General features: G+C 26.2%; 27 protein-coding genes. 5 read left to right on the forward strand and 22 right to left on the reverse strand.

The window, feature by feature from the left end; translation table 11 throughout:
- Positions 1-2: 2 nt before the first annotated feature.
- From J7M87_RS15260 to J7M87_RS15290, 7 genes are all read right to left on the reverse strand, one after another.
- The gene (locus J7M87_RS15260; RefSeq protein WP_291652191.1) at positions 3-1,541 is read right to left on the reverse strand and encodes a sensor histidine kinase; all 1,539 of its coding nucleotides are present in this window, start codon (positions 1,539-1,541) and stop codon (positions 3-5) included.
- Between the two features lie 99 nt (positions 1,542-1,640).
- Positions 1,641-2,219 (reverse strand): hypothetical protein, encoded by a 579-nt coding sequence (locus J7M87_RS15265; protein WP_291652192.1) that lies wholly within the window; start codon positions 2,217-2,219, stop codon positions 1,641-1,643.
- Positions 2,220-2,818: 599 nt separating this feature from the next.
- Positions 2,819-3,379, reverse strand: coding sequence for a TlpA disulfide reductase family protein (locus J7M87_RS15270; protein WP_291652193.1), 561 nt, complete (start codon positions 3,377-3,379; stop codon positions 2,819-2,821).
- A gap of 13 nt (positions 3,380-3,392) precedes the next feature.
- Positions 3,393-4,073: a cytochrome c biogenesis CcdA family protein gene (locus tag J7M87_RS15275; protein WP_291652195.1), complete on the reverse strand. Its 681-nt coding sequence runs from the start codon at positions 4,071-4,073 to the stop codon at positions 3,393-3,395.
- Between the two features lie 200 nt (positions 4,074-4,273).
- The gene (locus J7M87_RS15280) at positions 4,274-4,423 is read right to left on the reverse strand and encodes a hypothetical protein (RefSeq protein ID WP_291652196.1); all 150 of its coding nucleotides are present in this window, start codon (positions 4,421-4,423) and stop codon (positions 4,274-4,276) included.
- A 43-nt stretch (positions 4,424-4,466) separates the two neighbouring features.
- Positions 4,467-4,895, reverse strand: a complete 429-nt coding sequence (locus J7M87_RS15285; RefSeq protein ID WP_291652198.1) for a DUF3783 domain-containing protein — start codon at positions 4,893-4,895, stop codon at positions 4,467-4,469.
- A 99-nt stretch (positions 4,896-4,994) separates the two neighbouring features.
- Positions 4,995-5,516 carry a putative ABC transporter permease gene (locus J7M87_RS15290; protein ID WP_291652200.1) on the reverse strand — a complete coding sequence of 174 codons (522 nt, stop codon included), beginning with the start codon at positions 5,514-5,516 and terminating at the stop codon, positions 4,995-4,997.
- A gap of 258 nt (positions 5,517-5,774) precedes the next feature.
- Here J7M87_RS15290 and J7M87_RS15295 point away from each other — a divergent pair, with 258 nt between their 5' ends.
- A complete protein-coding gene (locus J7M87_RS15295; protein WP_291652202.1) occupies positions 5,775-6,596 on the forward strand; it encodes a cation diffusion facilitator family transporter in 822 nt (273 codons plus the stop codon).
- A 52-nt stretch (positions 6,597-6,648) separates the two neighbouring features.
- Here the strand turns inward: J7M87_RS15295 and J7M87_RS15300 are convergent, their stop codons facing one another.
- From J7M87_RS15300 to J7M87_RS15320, 5 genes are all read right to left on the reverse strand, one after another.
- Complete coding sequence (locus tag J7M87_RS15300; RefSeq protein WP_291652204.1) at positions 6,649-7,302, reverse strand: membrane-spanning protein; 654 nt, start codon at positions 7,300-7,302, stop codon at positions 6,649-6,651.
- Between the two features lie 8 nt (positions 7,303-7,310).
- Positions 7,311-8,216, reverse strand: coding sequence for a permease (locus J7M87_RS15305; RefSeq protein ID WP_291652206.1), 906 nt, complete (start codon positions 8,214-8,216; stop codon positions 7,311-7,313).
- A gap of 3 nt (positions 8,217-8,219) precedes the next feature.
- Positions 8,220-8,843 (reverse strand): GTP-binding protein, encoded by a 624-nt coding sequence (locus J7M87_RS15310; protein WP_291652207.1) that lies wholly within the window; start codon positions 8,841-8,843, stop codon positions 8,220-8,222.
- A 10-nt stretch (positions 8,844-8,853) separates the two neighbouring features.
- A complete protein-coding gene (locus J7M87_RS15315; protein WP_291652209.1) occupies positions 8,854-9,795 on the reverse strand; it encodes a GTP-binding protein in 942 nt (313 codons plus the stop codon).
- Between the two features lie 185 nt (positions 9,796-9,980).
- Positions 9,981-11,603, reverse strand: a complete 1,623-nt coding sequence (locus J7M87_RS15320; RefSeq protein WP_291652211.1) for a cell shape-determining protein — start codon at positions 11,601-11,603, stop codon at positions 9,981-9,983.
- A gap of 306 nt (positions 11,604-11,909) precedes the next feature.
- Here J7M87_RS15320 and J7M87_RS15325 point away from each other — a divergent pair, with 306 nt between their 5' ends.
- Positions 11,910-12,527 (forward strand): DUF975 family protein, encoded by a 618-nt coding sequence (locus J7M87_RS15325; protein ID WP_291652213.1) that lies wholly within the window; start codon positions 11,910-11,912, stop codon positions 12,525-12,527.
- A gap of 459 nt (positions 12,528-12,986) precedes the next feature.
- On the opposite strand, the gene J7M87_RS15330 is transcribed toward J7M87_RS15325, so the two are convergent.
- The 5 genes from J7M87_RS15330 to J7M87_RS15350 all read right to left on the reverse strand — a co-directional run bounded on the left by J7M87_RS15330 (position 12,987) and on the right by J7M87_RS15350 (position 17,780).
- Positions 12,987-13,946: a calcium/sodium antiporter gene (locus tag J7M87_RS15330; RefSeq protein WP_291652215.1), complete on the reverse strand. Its 960-nt coding sequence runs from the start codon at positions 13,944-13,946 to the stop codon at positions 12,987-12,989.
- 85 nt (positions 13,947-14,031) lie between these two features.
- The gene (deoC, locus tag J7M87_RS15335) at positions 14,032-14,706 is read right to left on the reverse strand and encodes a deoxyribose-phosphate aldolase (protein WP_291652217.1); all 675 of its coding nucleotides are present in this window, start codon (positions 14,704-14,706) and stop codon (positions 14,032-14,034) included.
- Between the two features lie 112 nt (positions 14,707-14,818).
- The gene (locus tag J7M87_RS15340; protein ID WP_291652219.1) at positions 14,819-15,865 is read right to left on the reverse strand and encodes a DNA polymerase IV; all 1,047 of its coding nucleotides are present in this window, start codon (positions 15,863-15,865) and stop codon (positions 14,819-14,821) included.
- Between the two features lie 11 nt (positions 15,866-15,876).
- Positions 15,877-16,827: a DUF4003 family protein gene (locus tag J7M87_RS15345; protein WP_291652221.1), complete on the reverse strand. Its 951-nt coding sequence runs from the start codon at positions 16,825-16,827 to the stop codon at positions 15,877-15,879.
- 179 nt (positions 16,828-17,006) lie between these two features.
- Complete coding sequence (locus J7M87_RS15350; protein ID WP_291652222.1) at positions 17,007-17,780, reverse strand: hypothetical protein; 774 nt, start codon at positions 17,778-17,780, stop codon at positions 17,007-17,009.
- A 159-nt stretch (positions 17,781-17,939) separates the two neighbouring features.
- Between J7M87_RS15350 and J7M87_RS15355 the strand changes: the two genes are divergently transcribed.
- Positions 17,940-18,644 (forward strand): hypothetical protein, encoded by a 705-nt coding sequence (locus J7M87_RS15355; protein ID WP_291652224.1) that lies wholly within the window; start codon positions 17,940-17,942, stop codon positions 18,642-18,644.
- Between the two features lie 197 nt (positions 18,645-18,841).
- Here the strand turns inward: J7M87_RS15355 and J7M87_RS15360 are convergent, their stop codons facing one another.
- Complete coding sequence (locus J7M87_RS15360; RefSeq protein ID WP_291652226.1) at positions 18,842-19,117, reverse strand: hypothetical protein; 276 nt, start codon at positions 19,115-19,117, stop codon at positions 18,842-18,844.
- Positions 19,118-19,285: 168 nt separating this feature from the next.
- Between J7M87_RS15360 and J7M87_RS15365 the strand changes: the two genes are divergently transcribed.
- Both J7M87_RS15365 and J7M87_RS15370 read left to right on the forward strand, forming a co-directional pair.
- Entirely contained in the window at positions 19,286-19,807 is a 522-nt protein-coding gene (locus J7M87_RS15365) for a manganese catalase family protein (RefSeq protein WP_291652228.1), read from the forward strand.
- Positions 19,808-19,914: 107 nt separating this feature from the next.
- Positions 19,915-20,331 carry a hypothetical protein gene (locus tag J7M87_RS15370; protein ID WP_291652230.1) on the forward strand — a complete coding sequence of 139 codons (417 nt, stop codon included), beginning with the start codon at positions 19,915-19,917 and terminating at the stop codon, positions 20,329-20,331.
- Positions 20,332-20,367: 36 nt separating this feature from the next.
- Here the strand turns inward: J7M87_RS15370 and J7M87_RS15375 are convergent, their stop codons facing one another.
- The 4 genes from J7M87_RS15375 to J7M87_RS15390 are packed head-to-tail and all read right to left on the reverse strand — an operon-like array spanning position 20,368 to position 24,890.
- Complete coding sequence (locus tag J7M87_RS15375) at positions 20,368-21,105, reverse strand: amino acid ABC transporter ATP-binding protein (protein WP_291652231.1); 738 nt, start codon at positions 21,103-21,105, stop codon at positions 20,368-20,370.
- A 12-nt stretch (positions 21,106-21,117) separates the two neighbouring features.
- Entirely contained in the window at positions 21,118-22,566 is a 1,449-nt protein-coding gene (locus J7M87_RS15380) for an ABC transporter permease subunit (RefSeq protein WP_291652233.1), read from the reverse strand.
- Between the two features lie 27 nt (positions 22,567-22,593).
- The gene (gene thiI / locus J7M87_RS15385) at positions 22,594-23,748 is read right to left on the reverse strand and encodes a tRNA uracil 4-sulfurtransferase ThiI (protein ID WP_291652235.1); all 1,155 of its coding nucleotides are present in this window, start codon (positions 23,746-23,748) and stop codon (positions 22,594-22,596) included.
- Positions 23,745-24,890: a cysteine desulfurase family protein gene (locus J7M87_RS15390; protein WP_291652237.1), complete on the reverse strand. Its 1,146-nt coding sequence runs from the start codon at positions 24,888-24,890 to the stop codon at positions 23,745-23,747. Before J7M87_RS15390 ends, thiI begins: the two co-directional genes overlap by 4 nt.
- Positions 24,891-25,118 lie beyond the last annotated feature (228 nt).

Consider the following 25,118-nt stretch of genomic DNA (forward strand, 5'->3'; position numbering starts at 1 on the left):
TGCTATATTTCTACCTCCCATGTTGTAATCTTATCTGAAGTTAATTTTAAACTGCCATTTAATGATTCTATAATATTTTTTATGTTATATAGACCAAGGCCCCTAAAATTTCCTTTTGTACTAAATCCTCTTTTAAATATTTCTTCCTTAGTATTATCAGCAATTTTATCTCCATTATTTTTAACTATTATTTTTATTTTTTCTTCTTGAAAGATTCCAATATATATATATCCATTTTCTCTTGCCTTAAGCTCTTCAATTGAGTTTTCTAAGAGATTTCCTATAATAGTCAATATCTCTTGTACTCTTATATTATTAGGAATAAACTTTAAGTATGATTTTTCATCAACTTCAAATTTTATTTTCATTTCATCAGCCTTATTATATTTAGAAAATAATAATCCTTGTATTGATGGCTCTTTTATTTTACTTAAATTATCTGTTATTATTCCTCTAGTTTCTGTTGTATGGAAAATATACTCTAAAGCTTTATCAGTTTCATCTAATTGTATTAATCCTGCTATTGTATGTAATTTATTCATAAATTCATGGTTTTGAGCTCTTAAATTCCAAGTTAACTCCTTTACTCCTGTTAACTCTTCTGCCATATTATGAACCTTTGTAAAATCTTGAAAGCTAGCAATTGCTCCTACAACCTTTCCATACTCACCAATAATACTGTAGAAATTCCCCATTATTATTATATTATTTTCTAACCTTATTTCCCTATTAAATATTCTACTTCTCCTATACATAACTTCAAATAATAAATTAATTATTTTACTGTCTATTTCATCATTCGAATTTATCTTAAGTATTTCTGAAGCTTTATTATTTATCACTGTAATGTATCCAAAATTATTTATTGCTATTAATCCCTCTTCTATATTATTAATAATAGATTCTTTTTCTCTTAATTGAATAGCTATTTCTTCTGGCTCTAATCCATATATATCTTCTTTTATGTTAGTAGCTAACTTTTTTGCTAAAAAAATTATTATAATAAAAACTCCTATAAATACAGGTATTAATCCTCTTATATATTCCTTAACTTCGCCTCTTAAATCTCTTTTTAGCATTCCTACAGCTACAGCCCCAACTTGTACACCATCTTTATGTACTGGTACAAAAGCTCTTATAGATCTACCTAAATGTCCTTCTCCTTCAGATACGTATGTTTCTCCTTCTCTTAAAACTAACTTTTCATCTCCACCTAAAAATCTTCTTCCAATATTATCTGGAATGGGATGCGAATATCTAATCCCTTCATTATTCATTACTGTTATAAATAGTAATCCTGTTTTTAGTCTTACTCTTTCCGAAAAGTTTTGGATTTTTAAATGTGTTGGATCTCCTTTATCAGCTAATTCCTTTTGAATCATAGGATTTGTTGCCACTACAAAAGCAGTATCAGTTAAACTTTTTCCTATTGCTTCAGATACCTTACTATTTATAATAGCTATAGAGAAAACACTTATAATCAATATAACCGCAATAAAAATACCAATCGTAAGTCTTGTAATTTTCTTTTCTAAAGTCATATTTACCTCTTAAACCTATTTATAATTATTTTTACACAATAATTATATAGCATTATGTATAATCTAACAAATAAAAAGGATGAGATAACTCTCATCCTTTTACATTGGTTTTATTATATCTAAAACATAATCCTTAAATTCTTCAAAACTTCCACTTAGTATTGAAGCACCTTTATTTATTTTCCCACTATTAAAATTATATTCTGCCGAACCATAATTAAAACTTGCACTAGAAACTATTATACTTGCTTCTGTAACTCTATAATTTACTTTTGCTAACATTACATCCTTGCAGAATTCTACAAAATTATTAGCCTTTTCTATATTTCCATTACATACTACAGTTAAAGCAAACTTAAATAATTCATATCCTCCAATAAGTGGTATCATAGAACCATTTGCCATGTAAAATACTTTGCCCATGTTATAGAAATACTTCATATTACCATAACTCATTGTTCTAAATTCATAATTTATCTCTAAATCTTTATTATTTAATCCTTGAAACTTTTCTACTATATCATCCCACGCTCTTGCTTCAGCAGTTTTATTATTATTTATAACACTTTTAAATTGTGAAAAAGCATTTTCTAAATCTTTATCTCTATTTACTACTGATCCATTAACAGCAACGCTATACTCATTATTTTCATATATTAATTCCACTCTATTATTCATATTAAACTCCCCTTACTAATAAATATAAATTTATTATCTAATAATAATTATTATATCATAATAATTTATAATTTCAAGAACTATATTTGCTTATTTCATAATCTCATATGCCTACTTATTTAATCTTTTATATCTTTCTTTGCTACTTTAATATTTTCTAAAAGCTTCTTTTCTCTTTAAAATCATTACTATTTAAAATTCAATATATAATATTTAATTTTAAACCATGACTATGTTATTTAATAAATATCCTAATATACAAACATTATAAAAACTCTTAAAATATATTTAAAACATACTGAATTTTAGTATGGATTAGCTTATGGGATTACTAAATAAAACTATTCCCAAAACTTATAAAATCATCATACCGAAAATGAAAAAGCTCTTATATTTCACAATGGAGAATATATGGTTTATATACATATAGCTTAATAAATAAGTTTGTAAGCTTATCACAAACTTATTTATCATATATACATATACTAGGAAATATTACTTTAAAATAATCATCTTTAACTAAATTTATTAACTTGACTTTTCCAACCCCATAAAAAGTATTTTTCATTCTTAAAAATCCTCTTGAATTTATAAAATCTTTACTTTATAAGATTCTTAATATAATTATTTAGTGATTTTTCATCAATTAATCCCTTATTGTCTTTAACTATATTCCCATCTCTATCTATAAATATAGTTCTTGGTATTGCTTGAACAGCATAGGCATTTGCCGCACTAAATTTTGTATCAAATACTATATTCATGTCCAAATTATTTTCTTTTAAATAATTTAATGCTTTTTCTTTAGTTTCTCTTTTACCATCTGTTAAATTTACCATAAGTATTTCAACATCATCACCATACTTTTTCATAGCATCTTCAAAATAAGGCATTTCTTCTTTACATGGTCCACACCAACTTGCCCATATATTTACTACAACTGGCTTTTTACCCTTAAAATCTGATAACTTTATAGCATTTCCATCTTCATCATAAACTTCAAAATCTGGAGCTGCCTTTACACCTGCAGAACTATTTTCATTTGTTGTGTTATCTATAGGCATATATTCACCTGCTAAATAACCATATCCAAACTTTACTATTACAATTAAGAGAATTAAAGATATAATTATTGTTATTAATTTTTTCTTATCATTCAAAGTTTCTACCTCCTTAATTAAATGTAAGTAATGATAATAATAAGTTTAAGTATCCTGTCATCATTAAAATACCTATTATAATTAACAATATTCCTGAAATAGTATTAATAATTTTATAATTTTTCTTAATGAACGTAAAAGCACCCTTTAATGTATCAATTAATAATGCTGATATTATAAACGGAATTCCAAGACCTAAACTATAAGTAAGTAACATAAATATCCCTTGCATTGAATCTTGACTATTTGCAGCCATCATTAAAGCAGATCCTAGAAAAGTTCCTACACATGGTGTCCAACCTATTGCAAAAATAACTCCAAATAATACTGACGAAGTTAAATTAAGATTATTTAAATCACTTTTATTTTTTAATTTAAAACTTCTATCTAAAAATGATATTTTTAAAACTCCAATATAATTTAATCCAAATAGAATTAATAATCCTCCTGCTACAATATTAAAAGTTTTCATATATCTTTGTATAAATGTTCCAAAAGTTCCCGCAGCTCCACCTAGAATTGTAAAAACAATTGAAAATCCAATTACAAATCCAATTGAATTTATTAGAGCCTTATTTGTCTTCCCATCTTCATTTCCTCCCATGAAATATGAAACATATATAGGAAGCATAGGTAATATGCATGGGGAAATAAATGTTATTATTCCCTCTAAAAATAGAATAAAATAATTCACGACATCACTCCTCTTCTTTTTTTGATAGTATATCATAATATCTGGAATAATTGAATAAGTTACTTTTTTGAAACCTATATCACTCTGACCTAGATTATTAGCTGTGCTGTTATGTCTGAAATATAAAAATAGATATTGTAAACTATATTAGTTTACAATATCTATTTTTATATATTTATGTTTATAATATCCTACTTCAATTATTTATTTAAATTGGACTTTACATCTTCCAAATCTTCTTCACTTATTTCAAGTAATTTTATAATTGTTTTTTCATCTAATCCTAAATTTTTAAGGTTCAAAAATCTAGTTGTTATTGTTTGTAATTCAACCTCTCTTTTAACACTCATTTATAATCTCCTCTTGTAACTAAGAATTAAAACATAAAATGTATTATTCTTCATCATGTTCAAAGTCTTTACCTGTTTTCATTGCTATTCTTTCAGCAACTAAATTTTTCAACAGCACATTTACGGTCCATTCTCTTGATGTTTCTGTAACTGTTGCTTTTAAAACATTATTAACTCTAAATTTCTTTAAGTTTTCAATGAATATTCCCATTTTAGCACCAGGAATATTATTAAATATAATTGCTTTATTCTTTATTCCATCTTCTGAATCATTTAATATGTTTCCTTCTAGTACATCTTTTACAATTGAGTTTCCATTTTTATAACTTAAAATAATTTTATCTCTAATGCCTATCATTCCAGCAAGATTACTTACTGTTTTAATTTCTTTTGCATTAAAGTTACATAAAATTACACAACTCCTACCATCTTTAACTTCTGTATCTTTTATATCTAATTTTTCAAATGACATAATCTTCTCCTTATTAATTAATTTAATTTATATAACTATATCATATAAAAATACTAAGAATTAAGCAACCTTGAATTTATTTTATAAATCTATTTAAGATTAATTTTGAATTATAGGGCTTCTATAAAGTATTTTTACAGTTATTATTAAATCAAATAACATTACAAAAAAACCAATTAAATTTGTTACTCTAAATAATTTTTCTAAACTTAAATATATATTATTTATGGTTGGTTGAACTAAATTAATCCCTACATAACATAATATCATCCAATATAAAGAAAATCTTAATGTTATTAAACCTTTATAGTTATATTTTAACTTAGAATAATCCCAGTATTTTTTATTAAATATTTCTTTTAATAGATATCCACTTATAAATTCTACACTTGTTGGAACTATTAAAAATAATATAAGAGTTATACTAATGTTAAAATTAAAATATTTATTACACAATACTAAAATAGTAAAAGCAATGCCGTACATCGGCTTATATGGTCCTTTCATAAAACCTTCTTTTTTAAAATTTCCAGTTATTATATAACTGTAAACACCTTCAATTATCCAACCTACTATTGAATATAATATAAAATTAAATAAAGTAAAATTTATTATAGTCACAAAAATACACCGACCTTCACTAATTTTACTTTTAGTTTAACCAAAATTTATTTATAAATACCTTACCAATAATTAAATCTTCCCCATTCCCCCTAATTTGTGAAGTTAATATTTATTTACACTAAATTCTTTTATTTTACATTTTTTATTTCATTGTAACTTTTATATTTTGTAGGAATAAAATGAATTTATAGATTATTTGTAAGGGAGAGGACTAAAATAGAGTCTAATTATAAAAAAGTTAAGATTATATTATTAGTGATATTAATTGCCAATATAGTTGTTGCATTATCAAAGATAGTAGTTGGATTAGTTATTAATAGTTCTAGTGTGATGGCTGATGGCTTTCATTCAATTTCGGATGCTGCATCGAATATTGTAGGAATAATCGGAATTGTTATGGCTTCAAAGCCTAAAGATACCGATCATCCATATGGTCATAAAAAATTCGAAACAATTGCAAGTATGTTTATAGGTACAATGCTTCTATTTATATCTTTTAATGTTATTAAATCTTCTATTAGCAAATTATTTAATCCTTCTACATTAGAAGTTAGTCTAGAAAGTTTAATTATTATATTAATAACTTTATTTATTAATATATTTGTTGCCTTTTATGAAGGTAATCAAGGCCAAAAGCTTAATAGCCAACTATTAATAGCTGATTCTCTTCATACCAAGAGTGATATTTTTGTTTCCATTGGAGTACTTATAGCCTTATTTTCTGTAAAACTCGGATTTCCTCCTATAATCGATACTATTGTATCTTTTGTTGTCGCTTTCTTTATTCTTCATGCATCCTACGAAATATTTAGAGATAATCTTTCTTCTTTAACAGATAAAGTAATATTAGATGAAGAAGTTGTTGTTGATATTTTAGATGAATTCGATGATATTAAAAATGTTCACAATATTAGATCTAGAGGATATAAAGATTGTGTATTCTTAGATATGCACATAAAAGTCGACTCTAAATTAAGCGTTGACGAAGCACATATCCTTGTTCATAAAGTTGAAGATACTTTATCTTATAGACTAGGGAAAAAAATAGATGTTATTATTCATGTTGAGCCTGATTAATTATAAGTAAAATGACTAGTTATAAAATAAATCTATAACTAGTCATTTTTTGTTAAAAATATTGGTTATTTGGTGGCTTCACCTTTATATATTCCTCTATGTTAAAGTAGTATTCTCCATCGTACTCTATTTTCCCTAGTGCCTTAATCCATTGGCCTTCATTTAAAGTATCTTTACAAATTGAATTCAATCCTATTATTACTGAATCTGCTACACAGCAGTTCATTTCTTCTCTTGCTAAAATAAATTTTTCTTCTCTATTGTGGTTGTGTACAAATCCAGTGTATATTATATACTTTCCTAAATAATCTTGTCCATTCTCACTAATTTCTTCAATTATATGATGATTTTCATTAGATATTTCTATTGCTTGATTTGCTACTGAGCTTTTAAACTTATAATCATTTATATTAAATTGTTCCTGAGAAACCAAGTCATTTAATAATATAAAAACTCCAATTGCTAAAGTAAATATTATAGGTATATAACTAATTGAATTGTCTTTTCTCGTATTGAAGCTTATAACTTTAAATATTTGAACTATAATTAAAATAGGTAGTATTGCTAAAGCTATATATAAATTTTTAGCAGTTTTAGGACTTAAAAAATTATATATATACCCTGATAGCATTAAATAACCAATAAAAGCAGTTAAAAGAATTAATATTAATAACCATATAAATTCATCTATATTAAATTTCTTCATATTACCTCCTATATGATTATTGTTAAACTTACAGAAAATGCTAGTACAACTAAAACAATTAAGGTAATAAGTTTAATTGTAAATCCCTTTTTAAAATACGATCCAACTATAATAGCATTTTTTAAATCTATCATTGGTCCAAGTATCAAAAATCCAGAAATAGCAGGTATTCCAAAATGTTCTAAAAACCCTTTTGCTATAAATGCATCAGCTTCTGAACATAAAGAAAGTAAGAATGAAAGTAACATCATTACAATTATAGCTAAATACTTTCCATTTGCCATATTATTTAGCATAGTTTCATCAACTATAGTTATAAATATACTCGATAGAAAAGACCCAAATATGTAGTACTTTAATATATTTGAAAACTCCTTATTAGCATGTTCTAAACATAATCTTATTTTTGATTTGTTGTAAAAATAATCTGTTACTACACAACCACAGTCACATAAATTTTCATAATCAGAAGTATTTTTTATAATTTCTTTTCTTTTATTTGTTAATAAATCTATTAAAATTCCTATAATTATGGCACATAATATTCCACCAAATACTCTTATCAAAACAACTCCTATATCATTGAATGCATAAAAAGTTGATGCCATAACTACTGGATTAACAATAGGAACACAAAGCATAAATACTATTGAAACTCCTACAGGTACTCCTTTTTTAATTAAGCTTTTTGCAATAGGTACTATAGCACATTCGCATATTGGAATAAAAACTCCAGCAAATGCTGCAAATATTATTGAAATAAATCTATTTTTAGGAAGGAGTTTTTTTACTAATTCTTCTGAAATATACATTTGTATTACTGCTGAAACAATAGCTCCAATTAATATAAAAGGTAATGCCTCTAAAATCATACTAATAAATGTGTTAGCCCATTTTTCCAACCCAATACTCACCCTTTATCTTCCCTCCTTATTAAGAAGAGTTCTAATTCTCCTAGTCAATATGCTTTCTTTAAAATAACTACTTGATTTTAAATCTTCTTCTAAATTATTTATGCTTAAAGAACATATAATTGGTGCAGTAAGATTAATACTTTCAAGTATATTTTTTAAACTTTCTCTTTTTTCTTCATCTATAGAATTTAAATTGTTTAAAACAATAATTTTACTTGATTGTATAAACGGTATTATAAGTTCTCCCATATTTTTTAAATAAACTTCTAAGTTACTTGACTCTCCTATATAATAATTACCATAGAAATTTATTTTTTCTTTAATTTCCTTATTCTTAATAAGATCAGCAATTACATTTAAAGTATAAGTTCCATTAAATTCTATGATTATCTTATCGTACTTTTTATATTTTATTTCATCTAGTAAAGTGCTTTCTATATTATTACAATTATTCAAATAAACTGTCTTTACATTCTCAAATCCTTTTTCAATATTAGTAGATCCTCTTTCTAGAAAAACTACTAATATTTCTTGTTTACTACACATTTCTGTAGTCAAATATGAATTTATAAAAGATGTTTTTCCTGCTCCTAAAAATCCGCTTACAACTTCTAGCTTACACTTCATTTTATTAGCCTCATTTAAAAAGTCCTTTTAGCTCTTCTTTGTTTAGTTTAATACCTATAAAAGATATTACATTACTTTTATTACCTTTTATTTCTCTAATATCAAATTCATCTTTTACAAAGTCAAACTGCCCATAACTTCCATCTATAAGTTTAACGATACCCTTAGCTCTTAACACATCCCCATAGTTTTTTGATGAAGATATAAATTTAAACTTTGATATTAATTCTGATTTAGATACCTTAGAATTAGGATATATTGCAAAAGTTTCAAAAACCTCATCAGCTTTCTCGAACCCTTCTTCCTTTTTACTTAATCTAGGCTTAAATAAGCTACTACCCTTTATATTTAAACTTTCATAGTCCTTTTGATCTAATATATCCTTTCCCCTTATCTTTCTCCAATCTTCACTAATAATAACTGCTCGTCTATTTAATTTTCTTATTTTTGAAACTACCTCTTGTACCTTTTCATAATCTAACTTTTGAACTCTACTTAAAACTATTTTCTTAGTATTTAATATTTGATCTTCATAAAAATCTTTAAAATTATTAATATACATATCAAATTTTTCAGGATCAATAACAGTAATTATATTATCAACTTCTGATTTTTCTTTTAATTTTTCTTCTTTAAATACTTTTATTATATCTGTTAATTTTGCAACCCCTGAAGGTTCAACAATTATTCTACCTGGATTATATTTTTCTATTACTTCTAAAACAGCTTCCTTAAAATCACCAGTAACTTGGCAGCAAATACAGCCTGAATTTATTTCCTTTACTTCTATACTAGATTGTCTAAGTATAGCTGCATCAATGCTTACCTCACCAAACTCATTTTCTATAATTGCTATATTTTTTTCATATGCACCTTCGGTAATAAGCTTTTTCATAAGAAAGGTTTTCCCCGCTCCTAAAAATCCTGAATATATATCTACTTTTATCTTCATTTAACACCTCTATATAAAACTTTCTCATATAATGTTCTAAACATTTTATGTGTTAAATTTAAATTATATTACCAATTTTATTAACAAAATAATTATTAAATATAAAATATTATATTACTAGTTTTAAAGTAATAAAAAGAGGCTATGAATTAATTGCGATTTAACTCATGGCCCCTTAAATTCTATTAGTTTTGTGTACCCTCTAAAGTGATATTTTCAAATGAATTGGTTAATATAAATTTTCCATCTCCAACTTTTATAAATTTAACTACTATCTTATCACCAACAGAACTTAATGAAACTTCTCTTGATGTTTCTGTTGAAACTGAAAATATATTATTACTTCCTTTAATCTTTATATCATAAATACTAGTTCCATCCTTCACAACTAATCCAATTCTTTCAATTTCACCTTCTAATGTTTCCTCACTATTACTTCCTTCAAGGGAAATATTAGTATTAGTTAATCCTTCTAAATATTTATTAAGAGTTGATTGCAATGAATCTCCAACTCCCACTATATTATAGTTTTTAACATTTACCATAGCATATTGCTTAACTAATCCATTAGAATCTTTTAAAGTCATGAAATAAGTTGGTTCATTTTGTATATTTATTAAATATGGTAAAGTTGCTGTATATCCATATTGTTGAACTTTACCTTCTGCAGATTTCATACTTGCAGTTTCTGTTGCTCCTGATGTTTTATACAAGCTTGTTTCCCCAGTTCTTGTATTAGTTAAAGTAAATCCTACTAACCCTTCATCATTTCCTACAGATGTTACTCCAGTAAAATAATAACATTCATCATTATTAAATATTAAGTTCATTCCCTCTGTAGACTTTAATTTATCTTTATCACCAAAATTAAATACCCCATGAACAAGTTCTCCCCACTTATCTATATAATTTTTTATATATCTATCTGGTTGAATTCTATCTATCCATTTTGGAGCATCTTCTATTCCATAAACATTAGACTCTCCTGTCTCAGCATCTAATACAAGTACACCTATAGCTTTTGCTTCTGTTATTCCAATAGCATTATCATACCTAGTAACAACCCAATATGGATTTCCTTCATCATCTAATTCAAAAGTAAAATCAGTATGTCCGGCTTTCATATCTCTAAGGTAAGTTGCTCTACGCAAATCACTAAAAAGATAAGCTGATTCTAAATACTTAATTTTAATGTCTTTTCCATTTACTTCTGTTACTAATTGAACATCACTTTCATTTGTTGCACTTACCTTTATATATCCTGTTGTTCCTTCTCTGTTAGTAAACCATTTAAATAATGATGAATGCTCTAATGGCGCAACGTAGTAAAGTTGTCCATCTATGCTTTGCAATGTTAAATCTCCTATAGTTACTTGGCTTCCTAAGCTAGGTATCTCTCCTAATTTTTTATCTGCCAACTTATATGCTACTTCTTTATCTATAGTTGGTAATTGCTTTAAATCTATATGCTGAATTTCATTACTAAATTCAACACCTTCAACATTACCAATTAATTCTCTATGATCTTTATAGCTAACTATAGGACTAAATACTACTAATGATAAGATATAAATTACAGCTACTATTACTGCTGCTAGTCCATATTTCTTATTAAATGTAAAAAAAGCATAAATTGCTGTTACTACAACAAATACTCCTACAATATAAAATGAACTTAATGTAATGTCTAATATTAAACTACTATTAAAAGCTAAAAATATTCCTGATACTATATAAGCTGTAATTAACCATCCTAAATATTTTAAAAATGATCCTTTTTTTGGTGTAATATTTCTTATATTCTCCATTTTTATCCCCCTAGATATTTTCTACTATTTTATATAGTATATATTACAGTATAATGTAATGTTTGTAAATATATTTTTAAATATTTATATCTCTTAAAAATATAAAATTAAATCGTATAGCTTTTAATTTCTTTTTAGCTTATTAGATACTTAATATTAAAGTATAGTTTATTATAGATTATTACTCTTACTTAAATAATCTATATAAAGATATTTTTCTGAAAATTCAACTTTTTTTTCAAAAGCCCATTAAATACATTTTAAAATATTGTATAATAATATTAAAACAAATTTAGGAGGTCTAAAATGAATCGATCTGAATTAAAATCTAGAGCCAAAGAACAATTAAAAGGTCGTTGGGGACTGGCAATAATAACCATACTTGTTGCAGATTTAATTATTAGCTCTACTAATATGTTGAGAGGACTTGACTTCGTAATAGAAGTTTCAGAAAATTTAACTTTTACATTAAATTTAATTACCTTAATTTTTGGTGGTGTTATATCTGTTGGATTGAGTAAATTTCTTTTAAACTTTACAACAAATAAAGAAGAACCTAAATTTACAGATTTATTTTCACAATTTAAAATATTTTTTAAAACACTTGGATTGCATATTTTAATGGGAATTGCTATATTACTAGCATCATTACTTCTTTTAATTCCTGGAATTATAGTAGCTTTAATGTATTCTCAAGCCTTTTATATTTTAGCTGAAGATCCCGATAAAGGAATAATAGAATGTTTAAAAGAAAGTTCTAACCTTATGTATGGCTATAAATGGGAGTTCTTTGTATTAGGTCTTTCCTTTATTGGATGGTGGATATTAGCAATATTAACCTTAGGTATAGGAAACTTATGGGTTTCTCCATATCAAAAAGTTACAGAAGCAAATTTTTATTTAAAATTAAAATATAATATATAAAAATAGGAGTTTTATTTAACTCCTATTTTATATTTTTTTAAATAAGGAATAATATCTACTATTGCAAGAATTATGGCAATGGACTCAATTCCAAATATTAATAAAAATTTCACTCTTATCATATCCTTAAGCTTTTTATTAATATAATATGATTTAAATCACCTTAATGACAAAAAAAATCTGTAATAAACATTTGCTTATTACAGACTTTTTTATTTAATTACTATTTACCCCATTGATTATTTGTAGCTGTCTTTTTTGCTCCATGACATCCACATTCATCAGTATGTTTCTTTTCTTCTGTTTTTTTGTTTTTACAACCACATCCATTAGCCATATTAAACACCTCCTATAACTTACATCCTTATTATTTGCTTTTTGGACAAATTTAATGTTATAAAAAATGTTGCATATATGGATTAATAATTAATATAAAGTGTTATTTTTCCAAAGCAAATATTAATTTCTTAATATTATGTAAATCATATATCCAATATATAATAGTATCAATATTAAACCTTCAAGTTTATCAAGTTTTAATTTATCTTTCTTACCTTTAAACATGAAAATTCCAAGTATTATAGAAATAGCTATTAAAAATAATATATCTATTAATAACTCTGAAGAAATTGGAATTGGATTAATTGAAGATGAAACTCCTAATATTAATAAAATATTGAATATATTTGAACCTAATACGTTTCCTACAGCAATATCATTTTCGCCTTTAATTGATGCTATCATTGTAGTTACTAATTCTGGTAACGAAGTACCTACAGCTACTATAGTTAATCCCACTAATTTATCACTTAAACCAAAAGAATATGCTATGTCAGATGCTGAACTAACAACTAAATTACCACCAACTATAATTCCTACAATTCCTAATATTATTTTTATTATACAATTTAAAATTTTTATATCTTCTTCCTCTTCAGGATTTTCTTCTTCTTTTCTACCTTTAGCAGACTTAATTAAATACACTGTATAAATTATGCATAAAATTAATAATATTATTCCTGATACTCTTGTTAAAGCAGCTTCTTTATTTAATAATACTCTTCCAAATGTCAAAATTAATAAGACAACTGATACAACCATATTCACTATATAATCTTTAATCATGGTACTTTTCTTAATTATTATAGGCATTATTATAGATGTTACTCCTAAAACCATAAGTGTATTAAAGATATTAGATCCTAATATATTACCAATTGTTATTCCATTATTCCCTTCAAAAGAAGCTATTAAGCTAACTGCTAGTTCTGGAGCACTTGTTCCTAGCGATACTATTGTTAGTCCTACTATTATTGATGGTATTCCAAATTTTTTAGCTATTTTTGCAGCTCCATCCACGAAAATATCTGCTCCTTTTATTAATAAAACAAATCCTATTATTAAAATTAAATAACTCATTACTTCTCCTTTTTATTAAGTTCTTATTACGCAGAAAATAAGGTAATCCATATTTATAGATTACCTTAAATCCATAGCTTTATAATTAGTAATTTGAATTAGATTTAGTTCCTTCACAAATTGCTATTGAAGCTGAAGCACCTATTCTTGTAGCTCCATTTTCTATCATAGCCATTGCATCTTCTAAGCTTCTAACACCACCTGAAGCCTTAACTCCAAGTTCTTTGCCTACTGTTTCTCTCATAAGTTTTATATCGCTTGCCGTAGCTCCTCCAGTACTAAATCCTGTAGATGTCTTAACAAAATCTGCTCCAGCTTCCTTTGATAATCTGCAAGCTGTTACTTTTTCTTCGTCAGTTAAAAGACAAGTTTCTATAATAACCTTTGTTAAAGCTTTTCCTTTTGCAACATTAACAACAGCTTCTATATCTTTCTTAACATATTCTAAGTTTCCTTCTTTAAGCTTTCCTATATTTATAACCATATCAACTTCTGTTGCACCTTTTTTAATAACATCTTCGGTTTCAAATGCCTTTACTTCTGTTGTAGTTGCACCTAAAGGAAATCCAATAACTGTGCAAACCTTAACATCACTACCCTTCAACATATTTGCAGCTTTTTCTACCAAAGATGGATTAATGCATACTGATGCAAAATTGTACTCTAATGCTTCAGTGCAAAGTTTTTCAACTTCTACTTCCGTAGCATCTGCCTTTAAAATAGTATGATCTATCATTCTTGCTAAATCTTTTTTATTCATAAGATCTCCTCCTGTATGTTAAACTTTTTTCTCTCAGAAACTCATTATAAATGAAAAACGCTAGTAATTAAAGGGAGTTTTTTAACAAATCCTATTTTTTATGAAATTTAATTTAAAATAGGCGTAATTGTTCCACCTTATTTTCTTTAAAGGATGAAACTGTAACTCCTATTAATCTAACTCCTTCATTTATTTCCTCATTATATAGTATTTCCTCACAAGTCTTATATATATCCTCAAAATTATTAGTATAATAATTTAATGTTTTGCTTCTTGTATGATTTTGAAAGTCACTTGTTTTATACTTTACTGTAATTGTTTTACCTTCTAAATTACCTCTTATAAGGTATCCACTTATTTCATTAGAAAAATCCTTTAAATAAAACATTAATTCTTCTTTGTCATTAGTATCAGTCTTTAATGTTCTTTCTTTACCGTAGGATTTCCTATCTCTTTCAACTTCTACTTCTCTATTGTCAAATCCACGTATTCTATCATATATTTCTAAACCATACTTACCTAGATACTCTATATAAAAACTTTTTGGCATTTCATATAAATCCTTCACAGTAAATATACCTATATTATTTAATTTTTCAACTGATTTTTTTCCAATTCCATGTATTTTTGATACTGGAAATGGTAATAAAATATATGGAATCATTTCTTTTGTAATTATTTTTATTCCATTAGGTTTGTTCCAATCTGAAGCTAATTTTGCTAAAAATTTATTATAAGATATACCTACTGAAATAGTTAATCCAATTTCTTTAAAAACTCTATTTTTTATATATTTTGCTGCTTCCATACCACTTTTAAAATTGCTATTAGTTATGTCTAAATAAGCTTCATCTATTGAAATAGGCTGTATAATTGAAGTTACATCTTTTAAAATATCAAAAACTTGATTTGAAACCTCTTTGTATCTAAATATCCTAGTTCTTAAATATATTCCATGTGGACATAATTTTTGTGCCATGAAAATTGGCATTGCAGAATGTACTCCATATTTTCTAGCTTCATATGAACATGTTGATACTACTCCTCTTTCACTAACGCCTCCAACTATTACTGGCTTTCCCCTTAAATTTTTATTATCGAGTTGTTCAACCGATGCAAAAAAAGCATCCATATCTACATGCAAAATTACCCTTTCCATAATTTCTCCTTTTAAGCTAAGGCTTCTGCAAACATCCCTTTATTTTTTGATTTTATAAAACAATATACTCCTTGTGCTAATAATTCATCTACATAATTTCTTTTTTCAGATATAGTTGTAAATGAAATTATTGAAATTGCAATAATAGTTCTAAATCCCTTATCCATATAATATTCATATTCACTTTCTTCATCACAAAGCATATCTACTACATCTTCAATTAAATCAACACTCTTTCTCATATCATTATTAGACAATACACCTAAGAATGGTAAGAATTGTTGTGCTAATTTTATACCTCTTTTTTCTAACTGTAGCATAAATTCTATTGTTTTATACATATGTCCAGAAGATCCATTTAACATGATGGCATTTGTTAATCCCTGAATACTATTTTTTGACTTGATATTTAAATCTGTCATATGGGTATAAATAGTTTCTATAAACTCATCAATTGTATCAACATCTATATCATTTAAAGCCCATAAAGCACAAACTAAATAATCATCCTCGCCTGTAATATTATAATATTTTTCCTTTAATAATATATATACATCTTTCATTTTATTGGCTATTTTATGCTTATCTTTATTATATCCATATTTAGCTATAACAAACGAAGTTAATACTAAATAATCACATTCATTAAATCCTTGAAATTTTAAAACATCCATTACTTCATATATATCATCAATTAATTTATTTTCATTTCCTTCTTCTATTGCAATCAACAAAGATAAAATATAAAGCATGTCTCCTCTAAAAGGTGAAACCCTTGATGAAGTTGCTTTTATATATTTTCTAATTTCTTTCACTTTTTCAAACGGAATTTCCTTTTCATAATGGGCAAAAACTAAAGATGCAAAATGATTAATTAAATCTCCATCATTTCTAAGATCTTCTTTTGCATTTCTATAGTTCTCAATGGTCAGATTAATTCTGTCTTTGAGAAGTTTCTCCATATCTAATACTCCCTCACTTTATTTTAAGCATATTAATTTCCCCAAGAATATTATACTATAAAAACTGTGTCAGTTTCATAACAAAATTATAACAATTTATAAAACTTACAATAAAGAAGCCAAGGTAAGACTTAATCTTATCTTGGCTCTTAACATTTGTCATTTGTTTATTTTATCAATTAACAACAACAGAATAGTAATGCAAGAGCTGTTAATCCAAACCAGCAGTCGCATCCGCAACCTCCAAATCCACCGCCGCAGCCAAAGCCACCACAACCTCCAAATCCACCGCCGCAGCCAAAGCCACCACCGCAGCCTCCGCAACAATTATTAAAGCATTGATCCTGGAATACACTACCCTTTCTATCAAATATGATAGTTAGTTTTATAGTATTTTCACAATCCTTTAAAAACATTTGTGGAAATTTACAGAAGAATTTTGATAGCCATGGTCTAAAAGATCTTACTATAATTACAAATTCTTGAGGTTCAAAAGATTCGCTAATGCAACAATTTTTGTTTATATTTTTTAATCCTAATTTAAAATCGCTGCTAGCCAAGCTATTATTACAACCTGTACTACTTATATCATCAATATTAAAATCGTTGATACTTGAATTATATCCATCTAAACCTTCTAAATTAAAATTATTACTAAAATCATTTAAATCATTACTAAAATTGTTAATAGAATTATTATTACAGCATGGATTTCTTCTTATTACTCTAATTGGAGTTGAAATTGCTAATAAATCATTACATGGAAGAGCCGGAGCTGGTAAAATTCTACCGCAATTAACAATGATAATATTTATCTTTACTCCATCTCCGCAGATGTTTCTTGGTAAATTTCTCCTAAGCTCTCTTCCTATACATTCATCTGCACAAATTATTAGATTATACTCATTGCCTATAAAGTCATTGTTTTGTACCCTTCTTAAACATATTTTCATTTGTATTTTCTCCTTTTATCACAAAGTTAGATAATACATAATATGTTTAACTTATAGTATTGTTTACCCAATACCTTTATTATTTTACTCATTTAGTTATATATTAACTATATCTATTAATATAATTCTATATAGCAATAAAGTTTGAAAGGAATAAATATGGCTAGCAAGAAATTTTCACTACTAAAATCATCAACTGATGAGGTTATTGAAAAAACTATTACTGAAAAAAAAAGAGATGATTATCCAATAATGGATACAGAAGTAATAGAGTTTATATCAAAAGAATTTCCTGATACATCTAAGGAAATAAGTAACTCTCTTAAAAACCTAAAAAATACATTAGAAAAATCTATAGATTATATTGAAGATATCTCTAGTGCAATAATAAAAAGTGAAAGGAACTTCACATTAAGTAGAAAATATAGAGAAACTTCAATAAGACTACATGAAATCAGTATTGGTATAGAAAAATATATAGAATGGATGAATAGCTTAAATAATAGCCAAAAGCTTGACTCTAAACCTAATAATGAAGATGAAAGTGAGGATTCTCTCCCCTTAGATAATGAGATGAATAATGACTTTTTAGAAATATGTAACGATTTTACTGATAAAAATCCTTTATATTTTAAATTAGATAACTCCAAAGTAAAAGTAGATGATTGGAATGATATGGTTATAAAAACTGCAGACATACTTATTAAAAATTATAAGGACTCAAAGAATCTACTATATTCAAACATAACTTTTCCAAATCTCAACACCAAAAAATCGCCTCAAAATGATTTTAGAGACACGATAATTGAAATGCTATTAGAATATAAAATAGATTTATCAAGATATTTTATATCAACAACCTAAATAATTTGTATAATAATTATATTATTGACAATACTAATAATGGATGCATTAATCAGTGTCCTCTTAGTATTATGAAAAAAGATGAATGAATTTTTTAAATTCATTCATCTTTCTTTTTATAAGCAAATTCTATTTTATATTTATTAATGACTTTTTGTTGAGTAATTAATAATCTTCGTTTAATATTATATGAAAACTTATAAACTTCTTACGTAAAACCCTTTATTATAAATTTCTTTATCATATTTTATTTCAATATCATTACATAACTTTTTATCTTTTATAGCTATAGTAAATTTCACTTCATTTATAATTACTTCAAAATCTTCATCTGAAATAAAATCTGCAAATAAATCATAAGCTGGTTTTCCACATCCAACGCCTACTACCTTTACTCTTATATGATTATAGCTACTTTTTTCTATTTCATTTAATAATGCTTCCTTTGTGTTTTCATTAAATATTATATTCATATTTATCCTCCTTGACATTTATTGCGCAAATAATAATACATTATTTTTATTATATATATATTTAAAGTAATAATCTACATAATTAACTTTACTATCCAAGCTCTTTTGATATCACTATACAACTTTTTTTTCGTATACTATAATAAAAAATAATTTAAAGGAGCTATTATGAAAAATGACTTTAGAGACTTACACGAAAACTGCTCATTAGCATTACCCTACCCCAAAATAGAAATTTCCGAAAAAAATCCTACTTATGCTAACTTAATTAAAAAAAGTTATGCTGGGACTAATTCTGAATTAACAGCAGCAACTCAATATACTTATCAAGGATTAATTACAAAGGATATAATAGGAAATACATTAAGGAAAATAGCAGAGGTTGAAATTCATCACTTAGAGATTTTAGGAGAGCTAATTGTAGCCCTAGGCGAAAATCCAGACTTTTCTATAAATAAAAGAGATAAGAAGTTAAACTGGAATTCTAAATTTATATCTACCTCTGATTCAATAAAAGAATTGCTTTTAGAAGATATAAAAAGTGAAGAAGAAGGTATAAGTCAATATAGAGAAACAGCTTATTTAATTGACGATGAAAACATAATTGCAATTCTTAATAGAATAATATTAGATGAAGAACTTCATATAAAAATTTTAACTAATTTATATGAAAGAGAAATGAGTAAATAATTAATTTATTTTTTTATTTAATTAATAATAGAATTATGTTATAATGACCTTGTTATTATAATTATTTGATTATGACAATATTTCTTAAATATAAAGGAGTTTTAATTATGGGTTTCAAAGATAAAATGAGTAAATATTTTACAGATGCATATATGGAAAAATACGGTGATAGAATGACTAGCACTGCTGGTACCGTTTTATCTGTAAAAATTGAAGAAAAAAACATACTAGGTATAATAAGAAAATTAACAGCTCATATTTTAATAAAACCAGATATGGGTAAAGGTGTAGTTAAAACTCAATATAAGGCTAGAAAATGGTTTAAAAAACCAACTTTTATTGATGTTAAACAAGGTCATAAAGTAATCGTTATGGGAATTGAAGGTGAAAAAGGTAAGGCTGATTCAGAAGTTATTACTATTTCAAATATAGCTAATTTAACTACTAAAAAAGACTTACATCCATTTGATCACAATCAACTTAAAAAAGCAAGACAACAAGCGACAAAAATGAGAGCAAGATAATAAAAACAGCCTAAAAATTTAGGCTGTTTTTATTATCTATTTTTCTTCTATTAATCTTAAAAATTCTCTAGTTCTATCTTTTTTAGGATTAGTAAATATTTCTTCTGGAGCTCCATCTTCTACAACAACTCCATTTTCCATAAATACTATTCTATCTCCAACATCTTTTGCGAATCGCATTTCATGAGTCACTATTATCATAGTCATATGCTCTTTTGCTAGATCTTTAATTACTGCTAAAACCTCTGAAACTAACTCTGGATCTAAAGCTGAAGTTGGTTCATCAAATAATATTACTTCTGGATTGATAGCTATTGCTCTTGCTATACTTACTCTTTGCTTTTGTCCTCCAGATAAAGTTTTAGGATAAACATCTTTTTTTTCTAATAATCCAACTTTTTTTAGTGCTTTAACAGCTATACTATTTGCTTCTTTTTTATCTATTTTCTTAACTACAATTAATGCTTCTGTTACATTTTCAATAACGGTTTTATTATTAAATAAATTATAATTTTGAAAAACCATTGCTGATTTAGATCTTAAATTATGAATATCCTTTTTAGAAACTTTATCAGCTTCAACCCTTAAATCTCCAATTTGAATTTCTCCTGAAGTAGGTATTTCTAAATAATTTAAACATCTTAAAAAGGTTGATTTTCCAGACCCTGATGGTCCAATCATTACTACTACTTCACCTTTTTTAAATTCTAAATTTATTCCTTTTAATATCTCATCATTTCCAAATTTCTTTTTTAAATTATTTATCTTAATCATCTTTATCACCTCTTAGTAAACAGATAGCTTATTTTCTATTGATTTTTGTATAACATTATAAATACTAATTGTTACCCAATAAACAATTGCAACAGCTATGTAACTTTCAAAAAATCTATAGCTTGCTGCTGCACTCATTTGTGCCCTAGCTAATGCTTCTGTTACCCCTAATGTAAATGCTAAAGAAGATCCTTTTATATTATCTACAAATACATTTCCAAGAGAAGGTACTGCTACCCTAAACATTTGTGGCATAACTATACGTTTCATTCCTTGCATTTTAGTCATACCTACTGATAAAGCAGCTTCCATTTGTCCCTTGTCTATAGCGTCAAATGCACCTCTTAAAGCTTCTGCAATATAAGCTGAAGCATTTAATGCTAATCCTATCACAGCAGCTGTATAAGCTGTAATCCCCTTTAATTGTGGTATTATTTGAGGTAATCCAAAATAAAGTAAAAATAATTGAACTAAAAGTGGAGTTCCTCTTAAAAATGATATATAAACTTCTACTAACTGCTTTAATATTCTTATATTATTAATCCTGATTAAAGCTATTATTATTCCAATTACTAAAGCAATTATCATAGATATTATTGATAAACTTAATGTAGTTTTTAAACCACTTAATATACTTGTAAATAATGATTTTATATAGCCTGCATTTGATCCTGTTACATCTGTTTTAAGCCATTTATTAGATATTTCAGTAAAGGTTCCATCTTCTTTCATATCATTTAATGCTTTATTTACTTCAGCTACAAGTGTCTCATTTTCTGAATTCTTTATAAATGGGAATGCATTTTCAACAGGCTCTATTGGCTCTCCTGCTAACTCTAACTCTAATCCCTTTTCATTTATTGTAATTATTGCAGAAATCTTATCTATTACCACTCCATCAATTCTACCAAGTAATAAATCTGTAAATGCTGCATCTGTATTTTGATACGTTACAACAGTAACCTCATTATTTACATCTTTTTCTCTTATTATTTGCTCGTAGTTACTACCAAGATCAACTCCTACTTTTTTACCTTTTAAGTCTTCAAAACTATTAATTGATTTTGGATTTCCTTCTTGTACAATTATTTGCGCTCCACTATAAACATATGGATCACTAAATAAGTATTTTTCTCTTCTCTCTTCCGTAACTGTAATTTGATTTGAAATAGTATTAGCCTTATTAGTATCTAATAATCCAAACAATCCACTAAAAGATGCAGTCGTGAATTCTATGTCATAACCTAATCTATTACCTATTTCTCTCCATACATCAACATCAAAACCTTCTATCTTATCACCATTTAAAAATGCAAAAGGATAATAAGTTCCTGACATTGCAACTACTAATTTTCTCTCATTATTTAGAGTTTCTTTATTATTAGTGCATCCTACCATAACTAATATTGATAGTAATAAACTTATAATTAAAGATATTTTTCTCTTCACCCTTGTCTTCACTTCCTTATCTTCTGTTCAAAAGCTATATTAGTTAAATACTACAAGTTCTGTTTCTTCAATAGCTTTATTTACTAATTCGTCAATATTTAAAACTTCTTCTGATTTTCTTATTAAATCTAATCTTGGTTTTGTTTTTGGATGTTTTGGAACGAATATAGTACAACAATCTTCATATGGTAATATTGATGTTTCATATGTACCAATTTCTCTTGCTATATCCATTATATCTGTTTTATCCATGGCTATTAATGGTCTAAATACTGGTCTATCAGCACAATCATTACTTACCATTAATCCTTCCATAGTTTGGCTTGCTACCTGCCCAATACTTTCTCCACTTGCAACAGATTGAATACCATATTTCTCTGACAAACTACAAGCAACTCTCATCATGAATCTTCTCATTATTATTGTTAATTCATCTTCTCTACAACCATTTATTATTGCCATTTGTATTTCTGTAAATGGTACTATATGAAGGTTTACTCTTTCTGTATATGTAGCTAATATTTTAGCTAAGTCCTTCACCTTATCTTTAGCTCTTTCTGATGTATATGGATGGCTATGATAATAAACGCAATGTAATTCTACACCTCTTCTAGCCATTAAGTATCCGGCAACTGGAGAATCTATACCTCCTGATAACATAAGCATAGTACTACCATTAATTCCATATGGTAATCCACCCACGCCTTTTATTTTATCTTTAGTTGTATATATATATGCATTTTCTCTTATTTCTACATTTACTAAGCATTCTGGATTTTTAACTTTAACTTCTAATCCATTCATATGATAAACTACGTAAGCTCCAATTTCTTTAGATGTTTCTAATGAGTTTTTTGGGAATAGTTTATTTGCTCTATTAGTTTCAATTTTAAAGTTTTTAGGATTAGCTTCTTTAACCTTTCTTAATGCTTCTTCTTTAATAGCTTCCATATCTCTTGGAACTTCTGTTACTATACAAACCTCAGAAACTCCAAAAACTTTTCTTACTCTTTCAGTAGCCTCTTCTATATTATCTGCCTTAATAAAATATCTACCTTGATCAGATATTAATGTATATTCAATTCCTTTTAGCTTTTTCTTTATATTATCTCTTAATTTTTTTTCAAACTTATTTCTATTTAATCCCTTTAAAAAAATCTCTGATGCATATTTTACTAATATTAATTTATTCATTTTCTTACTCTCCTTAAAAATGTTAATGAACTTTTTAAAACTTCTATAACTTTGTCTATTTCTTCTTTAGTATTAAACTTTGAAAATGAAAATCTTATGGCACTTTCTATTTCTTTATTACTTAACCCTAAAGCTTTTATTACATAGCTCCCTGATACTGAACTAGTTTTTGATGTACAAGCAGATCCAGTTGCTACAAAAATATCTTTATCTTCTAATAAATGGAGTAACACTTCAGCTCTTACCCCAATAAAAGAAACATTTAATATATATGGTGTAAAATCTTCACTAAAAGGACTATTTATTCGTATATTATCTATTTCTTCTAACCTTTTTATCATATATTCCTTTAAACCACTTACATATTTAAAGTTTTCTTCTTTATGACTAAAAGTTATTTCTGCTGCCTTATGTAAACCAATTATAGCTGGTACATTTTGAGTACCTCCTCTAAATCCACCTTCTTGACTTCCACCATGTATTAATGAATTTAAAACTATTCCCTTTTTAATGTAACAAAATCCTATTCCCTTTGGTCCATGAATTTTATGTGCAGCCACTGATAACATATCTATATTCATTTTTTTTACATCTATGGCTAACTTTCCATAAGATTGAACTGCATCAACATGAAATCTTGCTCTAGAACTTCTTTCTTTTATAATTTCTCCTATGCTCTTTATATCTTGTATTGCTCCCATTTCATTATTAACATGCATTATAGAAACTAATACTGTATCCTTGCATATTGCCTCTTTTAAATCATCTAGAGATATCTTTCCATCTTTATCTACATCTAAATATGTAACTTTAACTTCATTTTTTTCAAGTTCTTTATATGTCATCAAAACTGAATGATGTTCAAAAATAGTTGTAATAACATGATGCCCCGGCTTTACTAATCCTTTTATTATTAAATTGTTTGCTTCACTTCCACCTGATGTAAAATAAATCTCATCTTTTGATGCATTTATACTCTTACCTAAAAATTCCCTTGCCTCAACAAGTTTTTTTTCAGATTTTATACCTATCTTATGGAGAGATGATGGGTTTCCGAAATATTCCTCCATTGCATTGACTACTTCATCTATAACCTCTCTATATGGCTTTGTTGTTGAACTATTGTCAAAATAAATCTCCAAACTTTATCCCTCCTTCTAATAATATTATTATCTTTTACTATTTCTTAAATTCATAATATAAAACTTAAGCATCCCCTTATTTTTTACGCAAAGAAATATAAACTTTATTATAAATACATTATAAACTAAAGTTTCCTATCTTTTCTTCATGTTTAAAATTACTATATCAAATTTCATAAAATAAATAAAGGTTTAATTTCTTATAATAAACTTATAAAAAACAAGTAA

The organism is Clostridium sp., from assembly GCF_017888565.1.
Lineage (GTDB): Bacteria > Bacillota > Clostridia > Clostridiales > Clostridiaceae > Clostridium.